The organism is Chryseotalea sp. (assembly GCF_057350905.1).
Genome location: NZ_JBMRCF010000008.1, coordinates 1 through 19,381, shown reverse-complemented (window position 1 = coordinate 19,381; position 19,381 = coordinate 1). Strand labels below are relative to the sequence as shown.

12 protein-coding genes and 1 tRNA gene are annotated in these 19,381 nt (G+C 42.0%); 5 read left to right on the top strand and 8 right to left on the bottom strand.

Translation table 11 applies throughout. The annotated features are described in order from the left end of the window. Positions 1–23: 23 nt before the first annotated feature. Positions 24–254, top strand: a complete 231-nt coding sequence (locus ACO1XM_RS08375) for a helix-turn-helix transcriptional regulator (RefSeq protein WP_486227806.1) — start codon at positions 24–26, stop codon at positions 252–254. A gap of 104 nt (positions 255–358) precedes the next feature. Here ACO1XM_RS08375 and ACO1XM_RS08370 read toward each other — a convergent pair whose 3' ends face one another. The 4 genes from ACO1XM_RS08370 to ACO1XM_RS08355 all read right to left on the bottom strand — a co-directional run bounded on the left by ACO1XM_RS08370 (position 359) and on the right by ACO1XM_RS08355 (position 8,071). Beyond that, positions 359–2,800, bottom strand: a complete 2,442-nt coding sequence (locus tag ACO1XM_RS08370) for an ABC transporter permease (protein WP_486227804.1) — start codon at positions 2,798–2,800, stop codon at positions 359–361. 352 nt (positions 2,801–3,152) lie between these two features. Next, positions 3,153–5,168, bottom strand: coding sequence for a tetratricopeptide repeat-containing sensor histidine kinase (locus tag ACO1XM_RS08365; protein ID WP_486227801.1), 2,016 nt, complete (start codon positions 5,166–5,168; stop codon positions 3,153–3,155). 66 nt (positions 5,169–5,234) lie between these two features. Beyond that, complete coding sequence (locus tag ACO1XM_RS08360; RefSeq protein ID WP_486227799.1) at positions 5,235–6,839, bottom strand: GAF domain-containing protein; 1,605 nt, start codon at positions 6,837–6,839, stop codon at positions 5,235–5,237. A gap of 8 nt (positions 6,840–6,847) precedes the next feature. After that, complete coding sequence (locus ACO1XM_RS08355) at positions 6,848–8,071, bottom strand: MFS transporter (protein WP_486227797.1); 1,224 nt, start codon at positions 8,069–8,071, stop codon at positions 6,848–6,850. Positions 8,072–8,268: 197 nt separating this feature from the next. Between ACO1XM_RS08355 and ACO1XM_RS08350 the strand changes: the two genes are divergently transcribed. Continuing rightward, complete coding sequence (locus ACO1XM_RS08350; RefSeq protein WP_486227795.1) at positions 8,269–11,403, top strand: WD40/YVTN/BNR-like repeat-containing protein; 3,135 nt, start codon at positions 8,269–8,271, stop codon at positions 11,401–11,403. A gap of 108 nt (positions 11,404–11,511) precedes the next feature. On the opposite strand, the gene ACO1XM_RS08345 is transcribed toward ACO1XM_RS08350, so the two are convergent. Then, the gene (locus tag ACO1XM_RS08345; protein WP_486227793.1) at positions 11,512–13,005 is read right to left on the bottom strand and encodes a hypothetical protein; all 1,494 of its coding nucleotides are present in this window, start codon (positions 13,003–13,005) and stop codon (positions 11,512–11,514) included. A 288-nt stretch (positions 13,006–13,293) separates the two neighbouring features. Here ACO1XM_RS08345 and ACO1XM_RS08340 point away from each other — a divergent pair, with 288 nt between their 5' ends. Both ACO1XM_RS08340 and ACO1XM_RS08335 read left to right on the top strand, forming a co-directional pair. After that, positions 13,294–14,022, top strand: coding sequence for a 2OG-Fe(II) oxygenase (locus ACO1XM_RS08340; protein WP_486227791.1), 729 nt, complete (start codon positions 13,294–13,296; stop codon positions 14,020–14,022). Beyond that, a complete protein-coding gene (locus tag ACO1XM_RS08335) occupies positions 14,023–14,295 on the top strand; it encodes an Ada metal-binding domain-containing protein (RefSeq protein WP_486227789.1) in 273 nt (90 codons plus the stop codon). It begins immediately after the preceding gene. A gap of 213 nt (positions 14,296–14,508) precedes the next feature. Here ACO1XM_RS08335 and ACO1XM_RS08330 read toward each other — a convergent pair whose 3' ends face one another. The 3 genes from ACO1XM_RS08330 to ACO1XM_RS08320 form a co-directional block, all read right to left on the bottom strand. Next, entirely contained in the window at positions 14,509–16,794 is a 2,286-nt protein-coding gene (locus tag ACO1XM_RS08330) for an NADP-dependent malic enzyme (protein WP_486227787.1), read from the bottom strand. A gap of 191 nt (positions 16,795–16,985) precedes the next feature. Then, complete coding sequence (gene rlmD / locus ACO1XM_RS08325) at positions 16,986–18,431, bottom strand: 23S rRNA (uracil(1939)-C(5))-methyltransferase RlmD (protein WP_486227785.1); 1,446 nt, start codon at positions 18,429–18,431, stop codon at positions 16,986–16,988. Positions 18,432–18,458: 27 nt separating this feature from the next. Next, the gene (locus ACO1XM_RS08320) at positions 18,459–19,178 is read right to left on the bottom strand and encodes a hypothetical protein (RefSeq protein ID WP_486227784.1); all 720 of its coding nucleotides are present in this window, start codon (positions 19,176–19,178) and stop codon (positions 18,459–18,461) included. A gap of 129 nt (positions 19,179–19,307) precedes the next feature. Here ACO1XM_RS08320 and ACO1XM_RS08315 point away from each other — a divergent pair. Beyond that, positions 19,308–19,380, top strand: a tRNA-Lys gene (locus ACO1XM_RS08315). Position 19,381: the final 1 nt, after the last annotated feature.

The window sequence follows — 19,381 nt, the reverse complement described above, 5'->3', positions numbered from 1 at the left end:
GGTCTTAGAACTATTTTCGGTGCATGGCTAAAAAGAAGTCAGCAAGACCTAAAAAATACAATAGAATCGCTGAAGTCCTGGAAAATGAGGGGAAAACGCAGGCATGGCTCGCTGGCGAACTGGAACTGGAATACCGTACCGTAAACCGCTATGTCAATAATCACCGTCAGCCAGCAGTAGAAGTACTTTTCGAAATCTCAAAAGTACTCAAGGTGCCTGTTCAGGATCTTTTAGAAAAAGATAAACCCGCTTAACTAACCGACATGTATTAACCTTCAAGACAACTTGCCAAAAAATGACAAGGGTCACTTGAATCTGTACGTAAAGGATTCAATATTTTTTTCAGATGCCTCAGGCACTACTCACTCCTTAAAGCCCCAATCGGATTTTGTATGGCTGCCTTGATAGATTGATAGCTTACCGTAATCCAGGCTATGAGAAGAGCGGCTCCACCGGATAGTATAAAAATGCCGGCATCCATCGGAATGCGAAAGGCAAAATTCTGCAACCACCAATGCTCCATTACATACCATGATACAGGCACTGCCAGTACAAAAGCTAATAAAATCATTTTGGTAAAGTCTGTTGACAATAGAATGACAACCTCGCTTACAGAAGAACCCAATACTTTACGAACACCGATTTCTTTGGTGCGCAAACTGGTAATGTAGGCCGACAAGGCAAACAGGCCAATGCAAGAAACAAAAATAGCCAAGCCTGAAAAGACTGCGAATAATTTTGCAGATTGTTGTTCACTTACATATTGTGCTTCCAGGTTTTGATCGAGAAATGAAAATTTGAATCCTTGTTCTGGAGCCAGTGATTTCCACCTAGCTTCAATAGCTTGAATACCTGCTTGAATTTGATCTGGTTTTAAACGCACAGCAATATATTGATTGGCTCCTCCATACGATTCATTACTTTGTAATACCAGTGGGGTTATTTCATCGCGCAGCGACATAAAATTGAAATCCTTAACAACACCTATTATTTTTATAGGCAGGAAAATATTACCGTCCGGTCCTTGTCGTACTTCCATTAAAGTACGCCCCACAGGATTTTCAATGCCCATTACTTTTACAGCCGCTTCATTTAAGATCAAGTGCAATGAATCATTTGTTTCCTCAGCAAACCACCTGCCTTCCGATAATGTCATGCCCAATACTTCCGGAAGTTGATCGGCTACCACCATTGCTTTGGTAGTCAAAATTTCAGACGACCCTTCCGGTTGAAATTGTATACCAAAAAAATCGCCCTCCTGCCCGGGTATGGCAAAAGCTCCGGAGGCACCAATCACTTCGGGTAAATTTCTGAATTCTTCTATCATGGTGCGTGATAATGGACCTAATGCAAAAGCTCTATCAACAACCAGTACCTGTTCTCTGTCAAAGCCCAATGATTTCTCTGACATAAATTTCATTTGCTTTTGTATAACCAAAGTGCCAATCATGAGCATAATCGAAATCCAGAACTGGAACACAACTAAACCATTGCGTATCCATTTACCACTTTGGCTACCCGTAAATTTTCCTTTAAGAACTGTTACCGGATTAAAAGAGGATAGGATAAAAGCAGGGTAACTTCCGGCCAATAAACCTACCAGCAAAGCCAACGCGAATACTAAACCAACTGCACCATAGGTGAAAGGCAGTATGAGTTGTTTTTCAGTGAGTTCATTGAAATATGGAAGCAGTGCATAGAGTATCAACACGGCTAACAACACACCAACAAAACTGAGTAGGAATGATTCAGTAAGGAATTGGTAAACAAGTTGCTGTCGGAAAGAACCCATTACTTTACGAACCCCCACTTCTCTGGCACGCTCAGCAGAACGTGCGGTTGCCAGGTTCATAAAATTAATACAGGCAATAATCAAAATCAGGATGGCTACAGCAATCATGATATAAACAGACGTACTGTTTCCAGGAGCCTTCATCTGTCCTTCAAGATTGGTCGGATCAAGGTGAATAGTGGAGAGTGATTGTAAAAAATACCGATAACCATTACCTTCTTTTGTATAATCAACCCACGACTTACCCAGATTGCGTTCAATTTGTGCAGCTGCATAAGTATCGACTATTGCAGGCATTTTAGCTTCGAAATTCTCAGGTAGTGCACCGGGTCTCAGCTTCACATAGGTATAGGTTGAAAAACTTGTGAAATTTTCCTGCCTTGTAAAAGGATAAGTGCTGGAAGATAGAATGGCGCTAAACCTGAAATGCGAATGCTCCGGAATATCGGCAAGTATACCGACTACTTTAAAAGTCTGCTGTCTTGCATTCAGTATTTTTCCGATGGCTTCATTTTCACCGAAATAACGTGAGGCGAATTCTTGTGTTATAACAATTTCATTTGCCTGCGTAAGTGCGGTATTCCTGTTTCCTTTTAACAGCGGGAAGCTGAACATCCTGAAAAAATTTGAGTCACTTGCTAAGACAAAGTCCTCATCAAATTCTTTTACCTCATCTGTTTCATTTTTATAGCTGAGTGTAAATTTATTAAAAGCAAAAACATTAGCCGACACCTCCACTTCAGGAAGCTCTCTGCTAATAACACCCTCAAAAGAATTTGGAATGATCGCGTAGTAAGTAGCATGTGTGGGATATTTTCTTTCCAGCACCATTCGGTAAATACGTTCATGATCCTGAAAAAAACGGTCGTACGAAAACTCATGCTGTACATACAACATAATCAGCAGACAGCTGGCTATGCCTACCGCAAGGCCTGCAATATTAATACCGGTGTAAATCTTTTGCTTGAGCAGGTTGCGTAGTGCAATTTTCAGGTTATTTCTAAACATAAGAATGGGTTTAGGCCTATCTTAAGATACTTCTTTTATCAAAGATGGTTAAAACAACTGTTTAGTTTTATTTGCAGCGTAGGAATTATGATGCAGGAGGTTCAAACTATAAGGCAAGTGGTTTTAGGGCTGCATTGTAAATGATAGCAGCACAAGTTATAATCAGCATTTCTTCAACATCTGTGCATTTCTAAACTACCTGATCAATACGAAGGATTAATTTTTAATTCCCATGTTGCGGAGTCTGCCATCAGATATTTGAAACGCAAGTTTACCTAAGATTTATGATCTCTAGTTAAAGCTTAGGCAAACTACAATTGATGATGCAAGGAGGGATGCTTACAATTTTAAGTTAATTGGCCGGGAATTTGATGACGAATTCGCTACCCTTACCTGAAACAGTATTGAGAATAATTTCACCCTGAAGACGATCGACAAGTGTTTTGACAATGGCCAGTCCTAATCCATTCGAGCTTTCGCCACCAGTAGGTCTGGCACTGAGGCGCTTGAATTTCTGATAGATTAATGTTTTGTCGAAATCCTGAAAGCCTGGCCCCTGATCTCTTACTGAAATCCAGGCCATGTTTCCTTCTCTGCCAGAGGCCATGTGGATGATGGAGCCCTTCGGAGAAAATTTAATAGCGTTAGACAAGAGGTTATCTAAAATTCTGCTGAGGTATTCAACATCCGATTGTACTTCTCCCACCTGACCGTTATCCAGTTTAATATCGATGCCTTTGGCAATGGCAACAGAGCGGAAATTATCCAGTCTGTTGCGTAAGAAGGATGGGATGTCGATGCTTGCTTTTAACACATTCCGGTTTTCCTCGATCTCGTGCACATCCAGTAAATCTGTAATCAGATCTACACCAGCTTGTGTTGAGGTCTCAATCATTTTAAGGAGCTTGAGTTGATCTTCATTCAGTCCGTTAGGTTCTAAACGAATTACTTCTACCAGGCCTCTGATTCTGTTGAGTGGTGATTTTAAATCATGCGCAACAATACTCATCAAGGTATCTTTCTCATGATTCAATTCTGATAATTTTAAATTTTGATTAGCCAGTTCTTCATTTTGTTTTAAAATCTCTACCCGCTGGCTTTCTATTTCTGCATTCTGTTTAGCGAGTGCGTCATTGGCTACAGCTTTCCTTCGGCTGTTTCTCCAGATCAGCGAGCCGACAATAAGCAGCGAAAAAACAACTGCAAAAAGTGCAATGTTCTGATAGCGTTGTTGTGTAATGATGGCGTTATTACGCTCTTCATTAATCTTTAGTAGTTTATTCTCCTGGTCTTTCTTCTCTATCTGCAATTCAAATTGTAATCTCTCTACCTGACGTGCCACGTCAAGGTCTTTAAGTGAATCTTTTAAGATCAGATATTTATTGTAGTTATTAAGTTGGGCTGATGGATTGGCTTGTTTTTCTGCCACTTTTGATAAGTACAAATGCGCCTCCATTTGTAGGGCAATGTCTTTAATATCCCTGGCAACTGATAAACCTTTTTCAAACTCTGCTTTTGCCCCTTTATAATCGCCTTTCAGAAAATCTATTTTACCAAGTGTAATATGCGCACGGGGCTGAAAGCGTATCACATTGCTTTTGCTGATAACCTCATATCCTCTTTTGAAAACTTCATCCGCTTCTTTTATTTTATTATCCTCAATGTAGTTCTCTGCCAAAAAAATTCTTGTCTCAGCCAGGTTGATTTGGTCATTCGTAGAAGAGTAACCAGAGTCTGCTTTTAGATAACACTCAGTTGCTTTAGCATAATTGCCGGACTCATTGTACAAGCGCCCCAGGTAAGTGTAAGCAGACATGATGTCGCGCGTTCTTTTCAACTTTAATCGAATGGCAAGGGCTTTTACAAAGAACTCTTCAGACTTAGTATAGTCGCGTTGCGTTCTGTAAAGATTAGCAAGGCTTTGGTAGCCATAGGCCATGCCTGTAGAGTCCTGCAAAGCTTCAAACATGGGAATGGCATCTAAGAAATGATCATAGGATCTTGACAGCAAACCCTGGTCGAAGAAAACCCTGCCTATATTATTTTCAGCATGTGCTATCTGTAGTGTATCATTCTGCTCCTTTGCAAGTTCAAGCGCCTTTGAATACGCCTCATAAGCGGCCAGGCGGTCTCCTTTATAGTTATAAGCAACACCCATGAAATTGAAGGGGCGTGCCAGGCCAAGCTTAAGATTTAACTTTAGCCCCAGGTCGTAGGCTTTTTGGCTGAAATAAATAGTGGAGTCGGGGTGAGCAAAACGGTATTCAAAAGCCAGATCGCCCAATAACTGAAACTGCTCCGTTCCTTCCGATGTGGCCGACAGTTTCTGCTTGATTCCCGCAATACGGTCATAATCCTGTGCTAGCACCTGAAAAGACAGTAGTGCAAGCAGAAAAATGCAGAAAAAGATCCCCCTATAAGCCATTGTACAAAACTACCTAAAATCTTTACGTGCCAAGTCAGCTCGCTCGGCTAAAGTTGTGTTTATTTTTTTTACAACTGCATCCAGTTCCTCCCCTGATTTCTTCAGGTAGTCAATCAGTTGCAAGTCTTTTTTATCTGTCATTTCCATCAAGTGAATCAGCCCCAGCATACGACTCAGGGGCGCACGCAAAACATGCGAATTAATGAAGGCATATTCAGCCAGTTTCTCATTTTGGCGCTCTAATTCTTCTGTGCGTCTTCGCACGCGGTCTTCCAATCCTTTATTTATCTGCGAAATGGCCTCATTCTGTTCTCGTATTTTCTCTTCATACTCACGCCTCCACGCAGATTCTATGGCCAGGGTTACAATGTCAGCCAATGCTTTTGCAAAATTTTTGTCCTGGCTCGTCCATTTCCGTGTTTCCCCATGATTCTCAAAGCTTACCGTGCCTCCCAGATTACCGCCAATGTAGTAGGGCACATCCATGCATGATTTAATATTTTGTGGAATAAAGTAATCGTCAACATTCTGTCGAGTAAGGTCGTGTAAAAAAACATCTTCCACCGCTACAATTTTTTCAGCGTATAAAACCTCGTAATACAGTTGGTAGCCTGCCACTTCAAAACTGATACCTGATGTAAATTGATTAGTGAGGGCGTTGTAACTCATGATTGCCTTCAGCCTGTCCTGGGTGTCATTTACACGCCATACAGTTACTTGCGAAATGCCCATGGCTTTGGAGGCCAGCAGGGCTACCTCTTTCAGCGCTCCTTGCAATTCGCCCTCTTTTATCCACCTGCATTTTGTCAGGTGCATCAGTATTTCTCGTTGTTCTTCCAGCACATCATTAATGCTGGCGATCTCATTCAATTTATCTTTTAATTGTTCGTTAATCTGTTTTATCTGTTCCTGCTGCAGCTCAATAACATCCCGTTGTTTCTTTAACGCCTCATTTTGTGTTTGCAGTTCATCCTGGTTTTCAGAAAGCAAATGGTTACGCTCTTTCAGCAAGTTGATAAAACGTGTTTGTGTATTATGGTAGAAGGTGGTAAAGAAAAAAAGCAATGAAGCCAAACCTGTATAAGATATTAAGGCACGCCAAGGATCGTCTGAAAAAGTGAGGACAGGTATGCGATCGTCCACTAAAGCAAAAAACAAAACAGTAACTACAATTATTCCAAACCAGGCAATGGCATTTTTATAATTATTAAAAACATTGGCAACAAAAGGCAAGAGCGTAAGCCAGGGTAACACTACTGAATGAATGCCCCCTGAAAAATAAACACCTAATGAAAAAATAATCCAGTAAAAGAGCAGCATTACATTTGTAAGTAAGTCAAGGCTGAGTTTTGACCGGAGTAAAAAAGCAATGAAAAATAAAAAAAGTGGTGTGATTAAATAGATATAGGTTGGAATGTTGGTGTTAAAAAACTGGTAGGCAATAAAGAAGATAACACTAATGAAGGATGTAATAAGAACAAAGCTTAGTAAAAGTCTTGCACGAGTAAAGTCAGGATCGAGTGTGGCGCTGTAGCGTACCAGAAAGAACCGGTACGTTCTAGGAAAAATTTTAGCTGGTGTCATTGCGATCATCTCCTGTCCACGTTTATTCAAGGTACCACTTAATCTTCTTCCAAAAAATTAAGATCGCGTGCAAATGTTTCATTCAGGTATTTTAAAGCAATAAGGGAGATGAAAATAGTAAATGAACCCACTACAAATGCGCCCCAGGTAATACCTAAAACCGGGCGTAACAAACTAAATAAGGCTACCAGCGGTACAACGGTACCCCTGATGAAATTCGGTACCGAAGTGGCCACCGTAGCGCGCAGGTTCGTGCCGAATTGTTCTGCAGCAATGGTAACAAACAAAGCCCAATACCCAGTGCCAACACCCAGTCCAAAACAAATCAGATAAAATACGACCGCTGAATCGGAAGGATTAAACAAATACAACAGGATGAAGACAAGTGTTAGCAAAATGTAGAGCAATACTACTTTTCTACGCGACTTCAGCCACTGGCTGATCAAACCACTGCTTAAATCGCCTACAGCCAGACCAATGTAACTGAACATGACGGCATCACCCGCGATAATAGTGCCCGAAACACCTAATGCTTTGGCAAACTCAGGCGAGAAGCTGATGAGAATACCGATCACAAACCAAATGGGTAAGCCAATAAAAATACAAGAAACAAAACGCTGCAGCCGGTCGCGGTTAGTGAAGAGCTGAAAGAAATTGCCACGCTTTACATTTTCCGTTTTCACTTTTTCGTACATGCCCGACTCGAAAATGCTGACACGTGCCACCAGCAACAATAAACCTAATCCACCACCAATGAAGTAAGCGATCTGCCAATCGAACTGACGTGCTACAATATTGGCCAGCACGGCCCCCATTAATCCCACAGAGGCTACTATGGTGGTGCCATAGCCACGCAATTCTTTCGACAATACTTCAGAAACCAGGGTTATACCGGCACCTAATTCACCCGCCAGACCTACTCCTGCAATAAAACGCAGCAAAGCATACTGATCTACCGTAGTCACAAAACCATTGCCGATGTTGGCCAATGAGTACAGGAGGATAGAACCAAACAAAACAGAAAGCCTTCCACGTTTGTCGCCCATGATGCCCCAGATAATACCACCTACCAGCAGGCCAAACATTTGCGACTGAATCAGAAATTCTCCTGTGCTCATCAAATCTTCTTCGGCAACACCCAGGCTGCGCAAGCTGGTAATGCGCACAATGCTAAACAGTAGTAAGTCGTAAATGTCAACGAAGTAACCCAGTGAGGCTACTACGACAGGAACAGAGTAAAGCGAACGATAATCTTGTTTCATGATATCAAAAAATTAAATAAAGCCAGAAGCTGTTGAAGTGTTATTTCACGCCTTCACCAACCTAAAGACTTCTACGTGTTGAAGTAAACACTCCCAAAAAACGAAATTAACCTTTCATAAAAAAGCGCAAGTGCGTTTGGTGCATAATTAGTAACTCATTATCCCTTAAAAACCGATAATACGGAAACATTAAATCTATGAAGAAATTACTTCTACTCAGTTTTGTGCTCTTCACTGCAACATTTGCAGGTCTGGCACAGAAAAAAGGCAGTGCACCCGCCAAGGCCACTGTCACTTACGATGATAAACTTTATGCCGGCATGGAATGGCGCAACATTGGCCCCTTTCGCGGAGGCCGTTCGTCAACAGTAACAGGCGTACCCGGCAAAGCCAACCTCTTCTACATGGGATCAGTGGGTGGTGGTGTGTGGAAAACTACGGATGGTGGTGGTACCTGGGAAAATATTTCTGATGGCTTTTTCGGAAACTCTATCGGAGCAGTAGCTGTAAGTGAGTGGGATAACAATGTATTGTATGTAGGTGGAGGTGAAAAAACTGTTCGCGGTAACGTCTCCTTTGGTGAGGGTGTGTATAAATCACTAGATGCCGGAAAAACCTGGAGCCATGTAGGATTGAAAGATTCTAAACACATAGCACGTATCCGTATCGATCCTAAGAATCCTGATCTAGTATACGCTGCCGTTATGGGCGACTTGTTCAAATCTTCGGAAGAACGTGGCGTTTATAAAACGACTGACGGTGGTAAAACCTGGAAGCGTGTTTTGTTTGCCAATGCAGATGCCGGGGCGGTCGATTTATGTTTCGATCCTAACAATGCACGTGTATTATATGCTTCTACCTGGCGCATCCGCAGAACACCGTATAGTTTAGAGAGCGGGGGAGAGGGTTCAGCCCTTTGGAAAAGTACAGATGCCGGGGAAACCTGGACGAATATTTCCAAAAACAACGGACTTCCTAAAGGCATTTGGGGTATTTCAGGTGTTACGGTATCGCCTGTTAATTCAAACCGTGTTTATGCCATTATTGAAAACGATAATGGTGGTGTGTACCGTTCTGATGATGCCGGTACTACCTGGAAAAAAATGAATGACGACCGCGCGCTGCGTCAGCGCGCCTGGTACTACACCAGAATTTATGCTGATACAAAAGAAGAAGACATGGTATATGTGCTGAATGTTTCCTATCACCGTTCCAAAGATGGTGGAAAAACATTTCAGGCTTTTAATGCTGCCCATGGCGACCACCACGATTTGTGGATAGCACCAGAAGATAACCAACGCATGGTTATGGGCGATGATGGTGGCGGAAGTATTTCGTATGATGGAGGCATGAACTGGTCGACTTATCATAACCAACCTACGGCACAGTTCTATCGCGTCATTACTGACAATCATTTTCCTTATAGAATTTACGGTGCGCAGCAAGACAACTCAACGGTGCGTATCTACCACCGCACCGATGGCAATAGCATTGGCGACCATGATTGGGAAGAAACCGCAGGGGGTGAAAGTGGTCACATTGCTGTAGACCCTACTGATCTGGATATTGTGTATGGTGGCAGCTATGATGGTTACTTGTCACGCTTAAATCACCGCACCAAAGAAGAGCGCAGCATCAACGCATGGCCTGATAACCCGATGGGACATGGTGCAGAAGGTGCGAAGTATCGCTTTCAGTGGAACTTCCCGATTTTCTTTTCACCACACGACAATAAAAAACTGTACGCAGCCTCTAACGTATTGCACATGACACGCAATGGTGGCGAGAGCTGGGAAATTATCAGCCCTGATTTAACCCGCAACGATGTTAGTAAAATGGGGCCCAGTGGCGGACCTATTACAAAAGACAACACCAGCGTTGAATACTACTGTACTATTTTCGCGGTGGGCGAATCGCCTTATGAAAAAGATTTGATTGTTGCCGGCTCTGATGATGGTCTATTGCACATTACTAAAGATGGCGGTAAAAACTGGGAGAAGATAACACCTGCAGGCATGCCTGAGTGGGTTATGTTTAACAGTGTTGAATTTGATCCGCATACCAAGGGCGGTATTTATGTGGCGGGTACACGTTATAAGTCAGGCGACTATGAGCCTTACTTATATAAATCAAAAGACTATGGAAAAACCTGGACTAAAATTACCGATGGCATTAAAGCGCCACACTTTACCCGCGTAGTACGTGTTGATCCGAAGCGTGCAGGTCTGTTGTATGCCGGTACTGAATTTGGTATGTATGTTTCTTTTGATGATGGTGCAAGCTGGAAACCTTTTCAGTTAAACTTACCAAAAGTACCTATTACAGATTTAACTATTAAGAACGACAATTTGATTGCTGCTACACAAGGTAGAAGTTTCTGGATAATTGATGACCTTACACCACTGCATCAATTAAACGAAACAGTAGCCAAAGCAGATTTTCATTTGTTTAAACCACTGCACAGCTACCGCATGAATGGAGGCCAGGGTGGTCGTGGAGGCGATTCTAAAACAGAAGGTAAGAACCATCCCAACGGTGTGCTAATTCATTACTATGTAAAAGATACGGCCAAGCTCACAGCTTCTTTGGAGATTATGGAAATGAGCGGCACGCTGATTAAGAAATTCAGTACCAAGCCAAATAAAAAAGCCAAAGAAGAAGACATGGCGGTGAAGCCTGGATTTAATCGCTTTAACTGGAATATGCGTTATGCCAATGCCGATGGCTTTGATGGTTTGATTATGTGGGGTGGGGGATTGATGGGACCTAAAGCCATACCAGGTAAATACAAGGCTAAGCTCACCATTAACGGCCAAACACAGGAAACAGAATTTGAAATTGTAAAAGATCCACGTACTGAAGGTAGTGTGGAGGATATTAAAGCACAATTTGATTTTCTGATGTTGGTGAGAGATAAACTGAGCGAGACCAACAATGCAGTGAAACGCATTCGCACCGCGCGCGAACAGATTAACCGTGTTACCGAACCGATGAAAGGAAAAGAAGACATGAAGGATGTAACAGAACTTGCCAAAACCATTTTAGCCGATATGAAGAAAGTGGAGGAGGCTTTGTATCAGACTAAAAACAGAAGTGGACAAGATCCACTGAACTTCCCGATTCGATTGAATAATAAACTGGCCGGACTTTCACGCGAAGCGAGTGGCAGTGACTACCGACCTACCGCCCAGGTTAAGGCAGTATATCAGGAAATCAGTGGGAAAATAGATGAACAACTGGCAACACTTAATAAAATAATCACACAAGAAGTGCCCAAGCTGAATGCTTTAGTGAAGCAGAAGAATGTTGATGCGATTGTGCTGACTGAGTAGAGATTGCAAATTTCAAATTCAAAATTATAGCGTATTGGATTTTGAAGGGAGAGAGGAGCTGTAGGAATACAGCTCCTTTTTTGTTTTACAATTCAGACACTAATACAATCAAGCAATTTTATATAACAGGCCGCATGCTATCCCATGTTTTTTGAGCATTGCTGCTATTTCGTATTGTACATGTTGCTCAAGACGTATTTTATGCATGTTCAGGGCTAGTAGCTTATATACCTTTACTTTCTGGTTAGTTGATGTGGGTTGTAAGATAGATTTAAGCTCTTCAGCAAATGTTTTAAAATAACTTCTCCTTTCAGTCAAATCAACCACACCTGAATATGTGTCAAGCATCTTCAGTGCGTGCATTAAGTAGTCAAAATTAAGTTCTATGAAGGCATGCCGGATCATTGCAACAATCTCTAAACCACGACCTGCTTTTCGGTTAAGACCATCAACCGTTTCTGCCCATTGACGAATGTGATCAATTACTGTAGATGTAAGCATGATGGGTGAATCTGATGTGTTGTGCAATGGGGCTTCGGGTGTATGTGTAGCAAATTTTACCATATTATGAATGGCTATTGCATGCAGGGTGTCTCTTAAGATTTTGGCCAATACATCTTTTGCGTATTTCTCATTTAATTGTTTTTGCAAGCGATCTACATCCTCATAAGCAAGCCGGATGAGCAAATCTGTATAGGTTTTGTCATCATATTCAATAAAAGTGTACAGCAGTTTAATGCTTGTGTGCCAATTTAATTCGCGCTGCTGCAGACATGCTTTGAAAGCATCACCTGTGGTTTTCCATTCTTTGGCGGTAAGCATGTTTATTTGATTGACAGCATTCTCAATGCGTTCATTCATCGTTGATGACAAGTCATCTTTCAGCCGGGCAAGCCAAATAGAACGAACAATTCTTTCCATGTTGTTACTCGCCCAAACATCAAAGTCTTTACGGAAAGCATAAGGCATGCTTGCCTCACACTGTTCAATCAATTTGGTCCCGCGCTTGCGTTTTGTCATCTGAAACTTTAAAATTTCCAGTAAATTTTTAAAAGTCTTTACATAGATAACCCTGCTGAAAGCACAAGGTATAAGAGCTTCCATTCCAGCGACCAGTTCTTTTTCGAGAAATACAGCCTCGCCCTTTTGCCACCAAGACAATAGAAAGACTAATGGATTTGATTCGAAGCGTGTAAAGTATTTGGTAACTAAGGCATGATGAACATTATTGATATGGTGTCGATGCCATGGCTTATACTCAGCACGCACCATTATAAAAATGCGAAGGGCAGTATATTGGGCTCTTTTATCTTTTCTCCGGATAAACTCTTCCGCCAAGAGCAGCGCAATGTTGTAATTATCTGTTTGTTTTCGAAAACAGGCTTCAAATAATTTAATTAAAAAAGAAGAGGATAAATGGCTGATATTTTTTACCAGGACATTTTCCAGCACGGGTATTGTGCAGGTATCACTTACCGACTTCTTGATTTTGAATATTTCCGCTAAAGATTTTCTCTTATCGGCTATCAATACGCTTAACGTATGCTCAACGATGGTTAGATCGTCAGCGTTAATTTGTTTCAGTATTGCCTTGCTAATCACAACGGAAATATTTTACCGGGATAGTGTATAGCAACAATAAATTTGTTTCAGAAACTAAACTATTCAGTTAAGTCCATTTTGTATTGTAAAACATTTTTGTGGTATGGGCATTCAATTTATTTATAGAAATATGTTTGAATAAAACATACTAACTAAGTGTGTGGCGTGTAGTGGTATTGATCTATTGGCGCAAGATTTAACCCAGCCAGATCTAGTATTGCGATTAACAAAACTAAATACAGCAAGAATCAGGTTTCAGAATCTCATCTTCTTTAAAACCTTTGCCGTATGCAATACAGCGCCTCACCTTCTATACTTTCCAGCATACACAGTACTGACTGGCCAAGCATTATACAACAGCTTCACCAGCATGGTTATGCCATCATTCCACAACTGCTCACCGCACAGGTGTGCGACAACCTGAAAGAATGTTATACTAACCAACATCTATACCGCAAAACCATTGTGATGGAACGTTACCGGTTTGGTTTGGGTGAGTATAAATATTTCAACTATCCGCTGCCTGATGTTTTGCAGCAACTACGGGAAAACCTTTATCCTTATCTGGCGCCCGTTGCCAATATGTGGATGGAACAACTTAAGCTACCTGCTATTTTTCCAAAAACACATGAGGCTATGCTGAAGCAATGTCATGCCAAGCAACAAACAAAGCCTACACTCCTGATACTTAAGTATGGCGAAAAGGGTTTTAACACCCTGCATCAGGACTTATATGGCGAAGTTTACTTTCCCTTGCAATGCGTACTTTTTTTAAGTGATCCTGTGCAGGATTATCGCGGTGGTGAATTTGTAATGATACAGCAAACTCCCAGGGCACAATCCAAGGCCATCGTGCTCAAACCTGACAAAGGTGATTTACTAATCTTCACTACCAATTTTCGCCCTATTAAAAGCAGCAGAGGTTATTACCGCGCAGCAATGAAACATGGTGTGAGCGAAGTGCACAGTGGTGAGCGCTATACGATAGGTATTATTTTTCATGATGCACTTAGCTAAATGCATGCACACAGCGCGTTGACGGATCAGCAAGTGCGAAGTTTACTTCGGAAGAAAAAGATTTTGTGGGCAGGAAACCGAAAGTTAAAAATATACGGAATGCTTTCCTGCAAGTCGGGCAAGCGCATGAAGCGTGAAAACAGGGTATTTTTTTCTGCTGAGCAGAAAGCCATACAATCAGGTTTCAGGCCTTGCGCACATTGCTGTCATCAATCCTATAAACAATGGAAGTATCATTGTTACTACACACTTCTCAACGATTTTCTCAGTTGAAAATTGGCAAGATTAGAGCACTGGTGATTAAAAAAATCAGCACCTCTTGCAAGACGCTGATTCTACAGATTGTTTTATTTAAACTTTATTGCTTACGAAAACACATTGCTTCTCCCGATGAAATCGGGAGAAGCAATTACCTGAGTTTATTTTCAAATCATCAAATTCTCAAATCAATGAATCAGCTCATCATCATATCAGCACATCAACAAATCACCGGATCATCTGTTTCGCTGCATCTTCATGCACTTGTGCATCCACCACAGCTATGGCTGCAATGTTTACAATTTCGCGTATTGAACTACCCAATTGTAAAACATGGACAGGCTTTTTCATACCCAGTAAGATTGGTCCAATGGTTTCTGCTCCACCAATCTCCATTAATAGTTTGTAAGCAATATTGGCTGCGGCCAGGTTAGGGAAAATAAGTGTATTGGCTCCGTCTTTTGCCAGCTTGCTGAAGGGATACATTTCTTGCTGTAACTCTGTGTTCAGCGCTACATTGGCTTGTATATCGCCATCAATAATCAGTTTAGGATTAATTTCCTTTACCATCCGCACGGCTTCTCTTACCTTCTCAGGTATTTCACCCTTGCTTGATCCGAAGTTAGAGTACGACAAAGCGGCCACACGTGGTTCTACATCAAAGAATTTGGCACCATTGGCTGTTAACTTGATGATCTCTGTCAGTTCTTCTGCAGTAGGGTCTACGTTGACAGTACAATCGCCAAAGAAATAATTCCCTTTTTTGGTCATCACAATGTACATACCGGCCACGCGCTTTACGCCTGGAGCAGTACCAATAATCTGCAAGGAAGGAAGTATGGTTTTAGGATAATCTTTAGTAAGACCTGATACGAGTGCATCGGCTTCACCCATCTCCACCATCATGGCAGCAAAGTAATTTCTGTCACGCATCAGCTTAACACAGTCGCGGTAGGTTAATCCTTTACGCTGGCGCTTCTCATATAACTTTTGCGCATAACGCTCCAGTGTTTCTTTTTCCTTGCGTGGATAGATAATCGGGCAATCTAAATCCAATTTATGTTCTTCAATCAGGGCTTTAATTTCTTTTGGATCGCCCAACAAAATAGGTTGTGCAATTCCTTCATCCACCAGCACTTGTGCAGCCTTCAGAATTTTATGATGTGTGGCCTCCGCAAAAACTACACGTTTAGGATTTTGTTTGGCGCGATCAATAATTCTGTTCATGAATTTCTGATCGATACCAATACGCTTTTGTAATTCTACGTGGTAGGCACCCCAATCGGTAATTGGATTTTTAGCTACACCACTGTCCATGGCTGCTTTGGCTACAGCCGGAGAAATGGTGGTGATCAACCGAGGGTCTAGTGGTTTTGGTATTAAATAGAAACGACCGAAGTTCAGCCGCTCAATATTATATGCTTTGTTAACAATGTCGGGTACAGGCTCTTTTGCTAAGGAGGCCAGTGCATGCACAGCAGCCAGTTTCATGGCTTCGTTAATTTCTGTAGCGCGCACATCCAACGCACCTCTGAATATATACGGGAAACCTAACACGTTATTCACCTGGTTAGGATGATCGCTTCTTCCTGTTCCCATAATCAAATCAGGGCGCGTTTTCATTGCGATGTCGTAGGCAATTTCCGGATTAGGATTCGCCAGGGCAAAAATGATGGGATCTTTTGCCATCGACTGAATATCTTCTGGTTGCAGAATATCTGCCACGGATAACCCAACAAAAACGTCTGCACCTTTCAATGCTTCCTGCAGTGTGGTGATGTTGCGTGTAGTAGCAAACTCAGCTTTGGTACCGTCCAGGTTCGGTCGATCTTTTCTGATCACACCTTTGCTGTCGCACATGATTACATTCTCTTTGCGTAAGCCCAAGGCTACATATAAACGTGTACAGGAAACAGCGGCAGCACCTGCGCCATTCAATACCAATACAGCATCTTCTATTTTCTTGCCCACTAACTCAAGTGCGTTTAACAGAGCAGCACTCGAAATGATGGCAGTACCGTGCTGATCATCGTGCATGATGGGAATGTGCATCATGCCGCGCAGTGCGGTTTCAATTTTAAAACACTCAGGTGCTTTAATGTCTTCCAGGTTAATACCTCCGAAAGTCGGCTCCAGTGACTTTACAATTTTAATAAAGGCATCAGGATCTTTCTCATCAATCTCTAAATCGAAGCTGTCGATGCCAGCATACTTTTTAAAGAGTACTGCCTTACCTTCCATTACCGGCTTTGATGCTTCAGGGCCGATATCACCCAAGCCCAATACCGCTGTACCATTGGTAATAACTGCAACAAGATTTCCCTTGGCAGTATACTTGTACACATCATCTTTATTGGCAGCAATTTCCTTGCAGGGTTCAGCCACACCGGGTGAGTAGGCCAAAGCCAGATCCAGTTGCGAGCTTAACACTTTTGTAGGAACAACTTCAATTTTACCAGGCTGGCCTTGCATGTGGTAATTAAGGGCGTCCTGCTTTCTTATTTTAATAGACATAGGCTCAAAATTGATCAGCAAATATAAGAGACAAATTGGAACACAAATTTTTTAAGGATGGTCGGTGTCTTATCTATAATCCGTCTGACCGCTGTTTGTTTCCACTTTCAGCGGTCTGACGGATGCTTCTTTTATCAAATCGCTAATGTTTTTATAACGACTGATATCCAAACAGCTTAGTCGACAATTTTTTAACGCAGCACCAAACTGACTACATTTTCAACGTGGGTGGTATGGGGAAACATGTCAACGGGCTGAATATCTACTACTTCATATTTTTGCGCCAGTATTTTTAAATCTCTGGCTTGTGTAGCCGGATTACAGCTTACGTAAACAATCTTTTTGGGCGCAGCTTGTAACAGCATGTTGCAGACATCTTCATGCATACCGGCACGTGGCGGATCGGTAATAATTACATCGGGTCTTCCGTGTTCCTTCAGGAAAGATTCGTTCAACAAATCTTTCATATCACCGGCATAAAAATCGGTGTTGGTGATACCATTTAAAGACGCATTGATTTTAGCATCATCAATGGCAGCTTTTACATATTCAAGCCCTACTACTTTTTTAGCATTTGCTGCTACAAAACTTGCAATCGTACCAGTGCCTGTATATAAATCGTATACAAGTTCATCACCTTTCAAGTCAGCCATTTTCCAGGCTACTTCATATAAGGTGTAGGCTTGTTTAGAATTGGTTTGGTAAAAAGATTTGGGTCCTACTCTGAATTTCAGCACACCACTTCCATCGGGCTTCTTCATCTCTTCAGTAATGTAAGGCAGGCCCTTCCAACAAACGATTGAAAGATCGTGAAACGTATCATTTCGCTTTGCATTGATTACATAATTGAGTGAAGTAACCTGCGGAAAATGATCGGCAATGCCCTGAAGTATTTTTTCATGCCATTCAGGTTTATCGCTGGTCACTTGCAAGATCACCATCATCTCACCGCTGCTGGCAGTGCGCAGCGTAATGGTGCGCAGGTAGCCAGTTTGGTTGCGCAGATCAAAAAAATCCATCTGATGTTCCAGTGCAATTTTTTTAACCAATAAGCGAATGGCGTTGGATGGTTCGGGTTGCAAGAAACATTCCTGAACATCAAATACTTTATCGAAAAACGAAGGCAAATGATAACCCAGTGCTGGTTCGAAAGGCAGGATGTTATCAGGTGTGAGTGCTTGTTTTGCTTTTCTTTCCTGTAGCTCGTCTCGGGTTAGCCAGCGTTGTGCCGAGAAGGTATAGTCCAGCTTATTTCTATAATGCTTAATATCAGCAGAGGGGAGAATGAGGCGGATACTTTTGGCAGAAATGCCCCCGATTCTTTCCAGATTATCAACAACCTGCTGCTGTTTATAGAGCAGTTGCTGATCATAATTGAGGTGTTGCCATTTGCAGCCACCGCACATGCCAAAATGTTTGCAAAAAGGATCAGTGCGGTGCGTAGAAAACCTGGTAATGGCCACCGCTTTGCCTTCTAAAAAATTACTTTTGATCCGGGTGAGCTCTACATTTACAGTATCGCCAGGGGCAGCACCATCAATAAATAACACACGGCCTTCTGCTAAGCGCGACAAGCATTTGCCCTCTGCGGCCATGGTTTCAACAACGATATCCGCTAAAATGTCTCCCTTTTTCATGTGGCCGCAAATTACACGCGATCCGGATTATAGCGTAAGCGGAAGAAGTTTTTCTTCTTTTAAATAAACATCCTGATCGCGCCAGCTTGCCTTTATCCATACATCTTTTTTGCCTGTAATGGTAAGTTTGTGGCCTGCATCAATTATTTCAATCAGGTTAGCACCAGCCGAAGGGCCACTCATCAGGTAGGTATTGGGTTGTATAACAATGCAGCTTTCTTCTGCTTGCAAGGCATAAAAGCTGATAAATAAGATAGTGGCACAGGCTACAGTGCTGATAAATGGAGCCAAGGGTCTTTTTTCTGTTCGATGGGCATATACCAACCAGGACAAACTGAGTAACAACAAGGCAGCGAGTAGCCAAAAGAGGTAATGTGCATTTTGTTTAATGATGATCATGAGCCGATCAGCCTCATTTAATTCATAGCCACTCAAGCCATGTTTATCGGCCAGTTCCGACATTTTATCAAGTACAGAAGCATCGTTGGTGGATAGAAAATATAGATTAAGAAAATATTGTGTCTTGGCGATATTGCCCAAGCCTTCGTGTATGTAGGCCATTTTCAGCAACATAGCCGGAGTGTATTCATTGTTTTGTAAGACACCTTCGAACTTGCTGAGGGCCTGTGTGTAGCGTTTGGCTTCAAAAAGGGAGTCGGCAGTATGCAGGCGATATTGCGATACTTGCGCAAAGAGCGTAATAGAGGAAAGAAAAGATATTAAAATAAGTACAATAAATTTTCGCATTCGCTTTTGCATATTTTTTATATCCTGTTACCTTTGTGCCCTCAATTACGGAAATGCTATTTATAATGGCAAATTCGCTAGTCGAGAAAATGAAAGGTTGTCTTTACCAGAGGGCAATTTAAATTTTAAGATTCCGTAGCTCAGCTGGTAGAGCAATACACTTTTAATGTATGGGTCCTGGGTTCGAATCCCAGCGGGATCAC

Coding starts and splice junctions, on each gene's coding strand:
- ACO1XM_RS08355 (WP_486227797.1), bottom strand. CDS start 8,071: ATGAAACAAGATTATCGTTCGCTTTACTCTGTTCCTGTCGTAGTAGCC.
- ACO1XM_RS08335 (WP_486227789.1), top strand. CDS start 14,023: ATGCATGCACACAGCGCGTTGACGGATCAGCAAGTGCGAAGTTTACTT.
- ACO1XM_RS08340 (WP_486227791.1), top strand. CDS start 13,294: ATGCAATACAGCGCCTCACCTTCTATACTTTCCAGCATACACAGTACT.
- ACO1XM_RS08370 (WP_486227804.1), bottom strand. CDS start 2,800: ATGTTTAGAAATAACCTGAAAATTGCACTACGCAACCTGCTCAAGCAA.
- ACO1XM_RS08375 (WP_486227806.1), top strand. CDS start 24: ATGGCTAAAAAGAAGTCAGCAAGACCTAAAAAATACAATAGAATCGCT.
- rlmD (WP_486227785.1), bottom strand. CDS start 18,431: ATGAAAAAGGGAGACATTTTAGCGGATATCGTTGTTGAAACCATGGCC.
- ACO1XM_RS08350 (WP_486227795.1), top strand. CDS start 8,269: ATGAAGAAATTACTTCTACTCAGTTTTGTGCTCTTCACTGCAACATTT.
- ACO1XM_RS08330 (WP_486227787.1), bottom strand. CDS start 16,794: ATGTCTATTAAAATAAGAAAGCAGGACGCCCTTAATTACCACATGCAA.
- ACO1XM_RS08320 (WP_486227784.1), bottom strand. CDS start 19,178: ATGCGAAAATTTATTGTACTTATTTTAATATCTTTTCTTTCCTCTATT.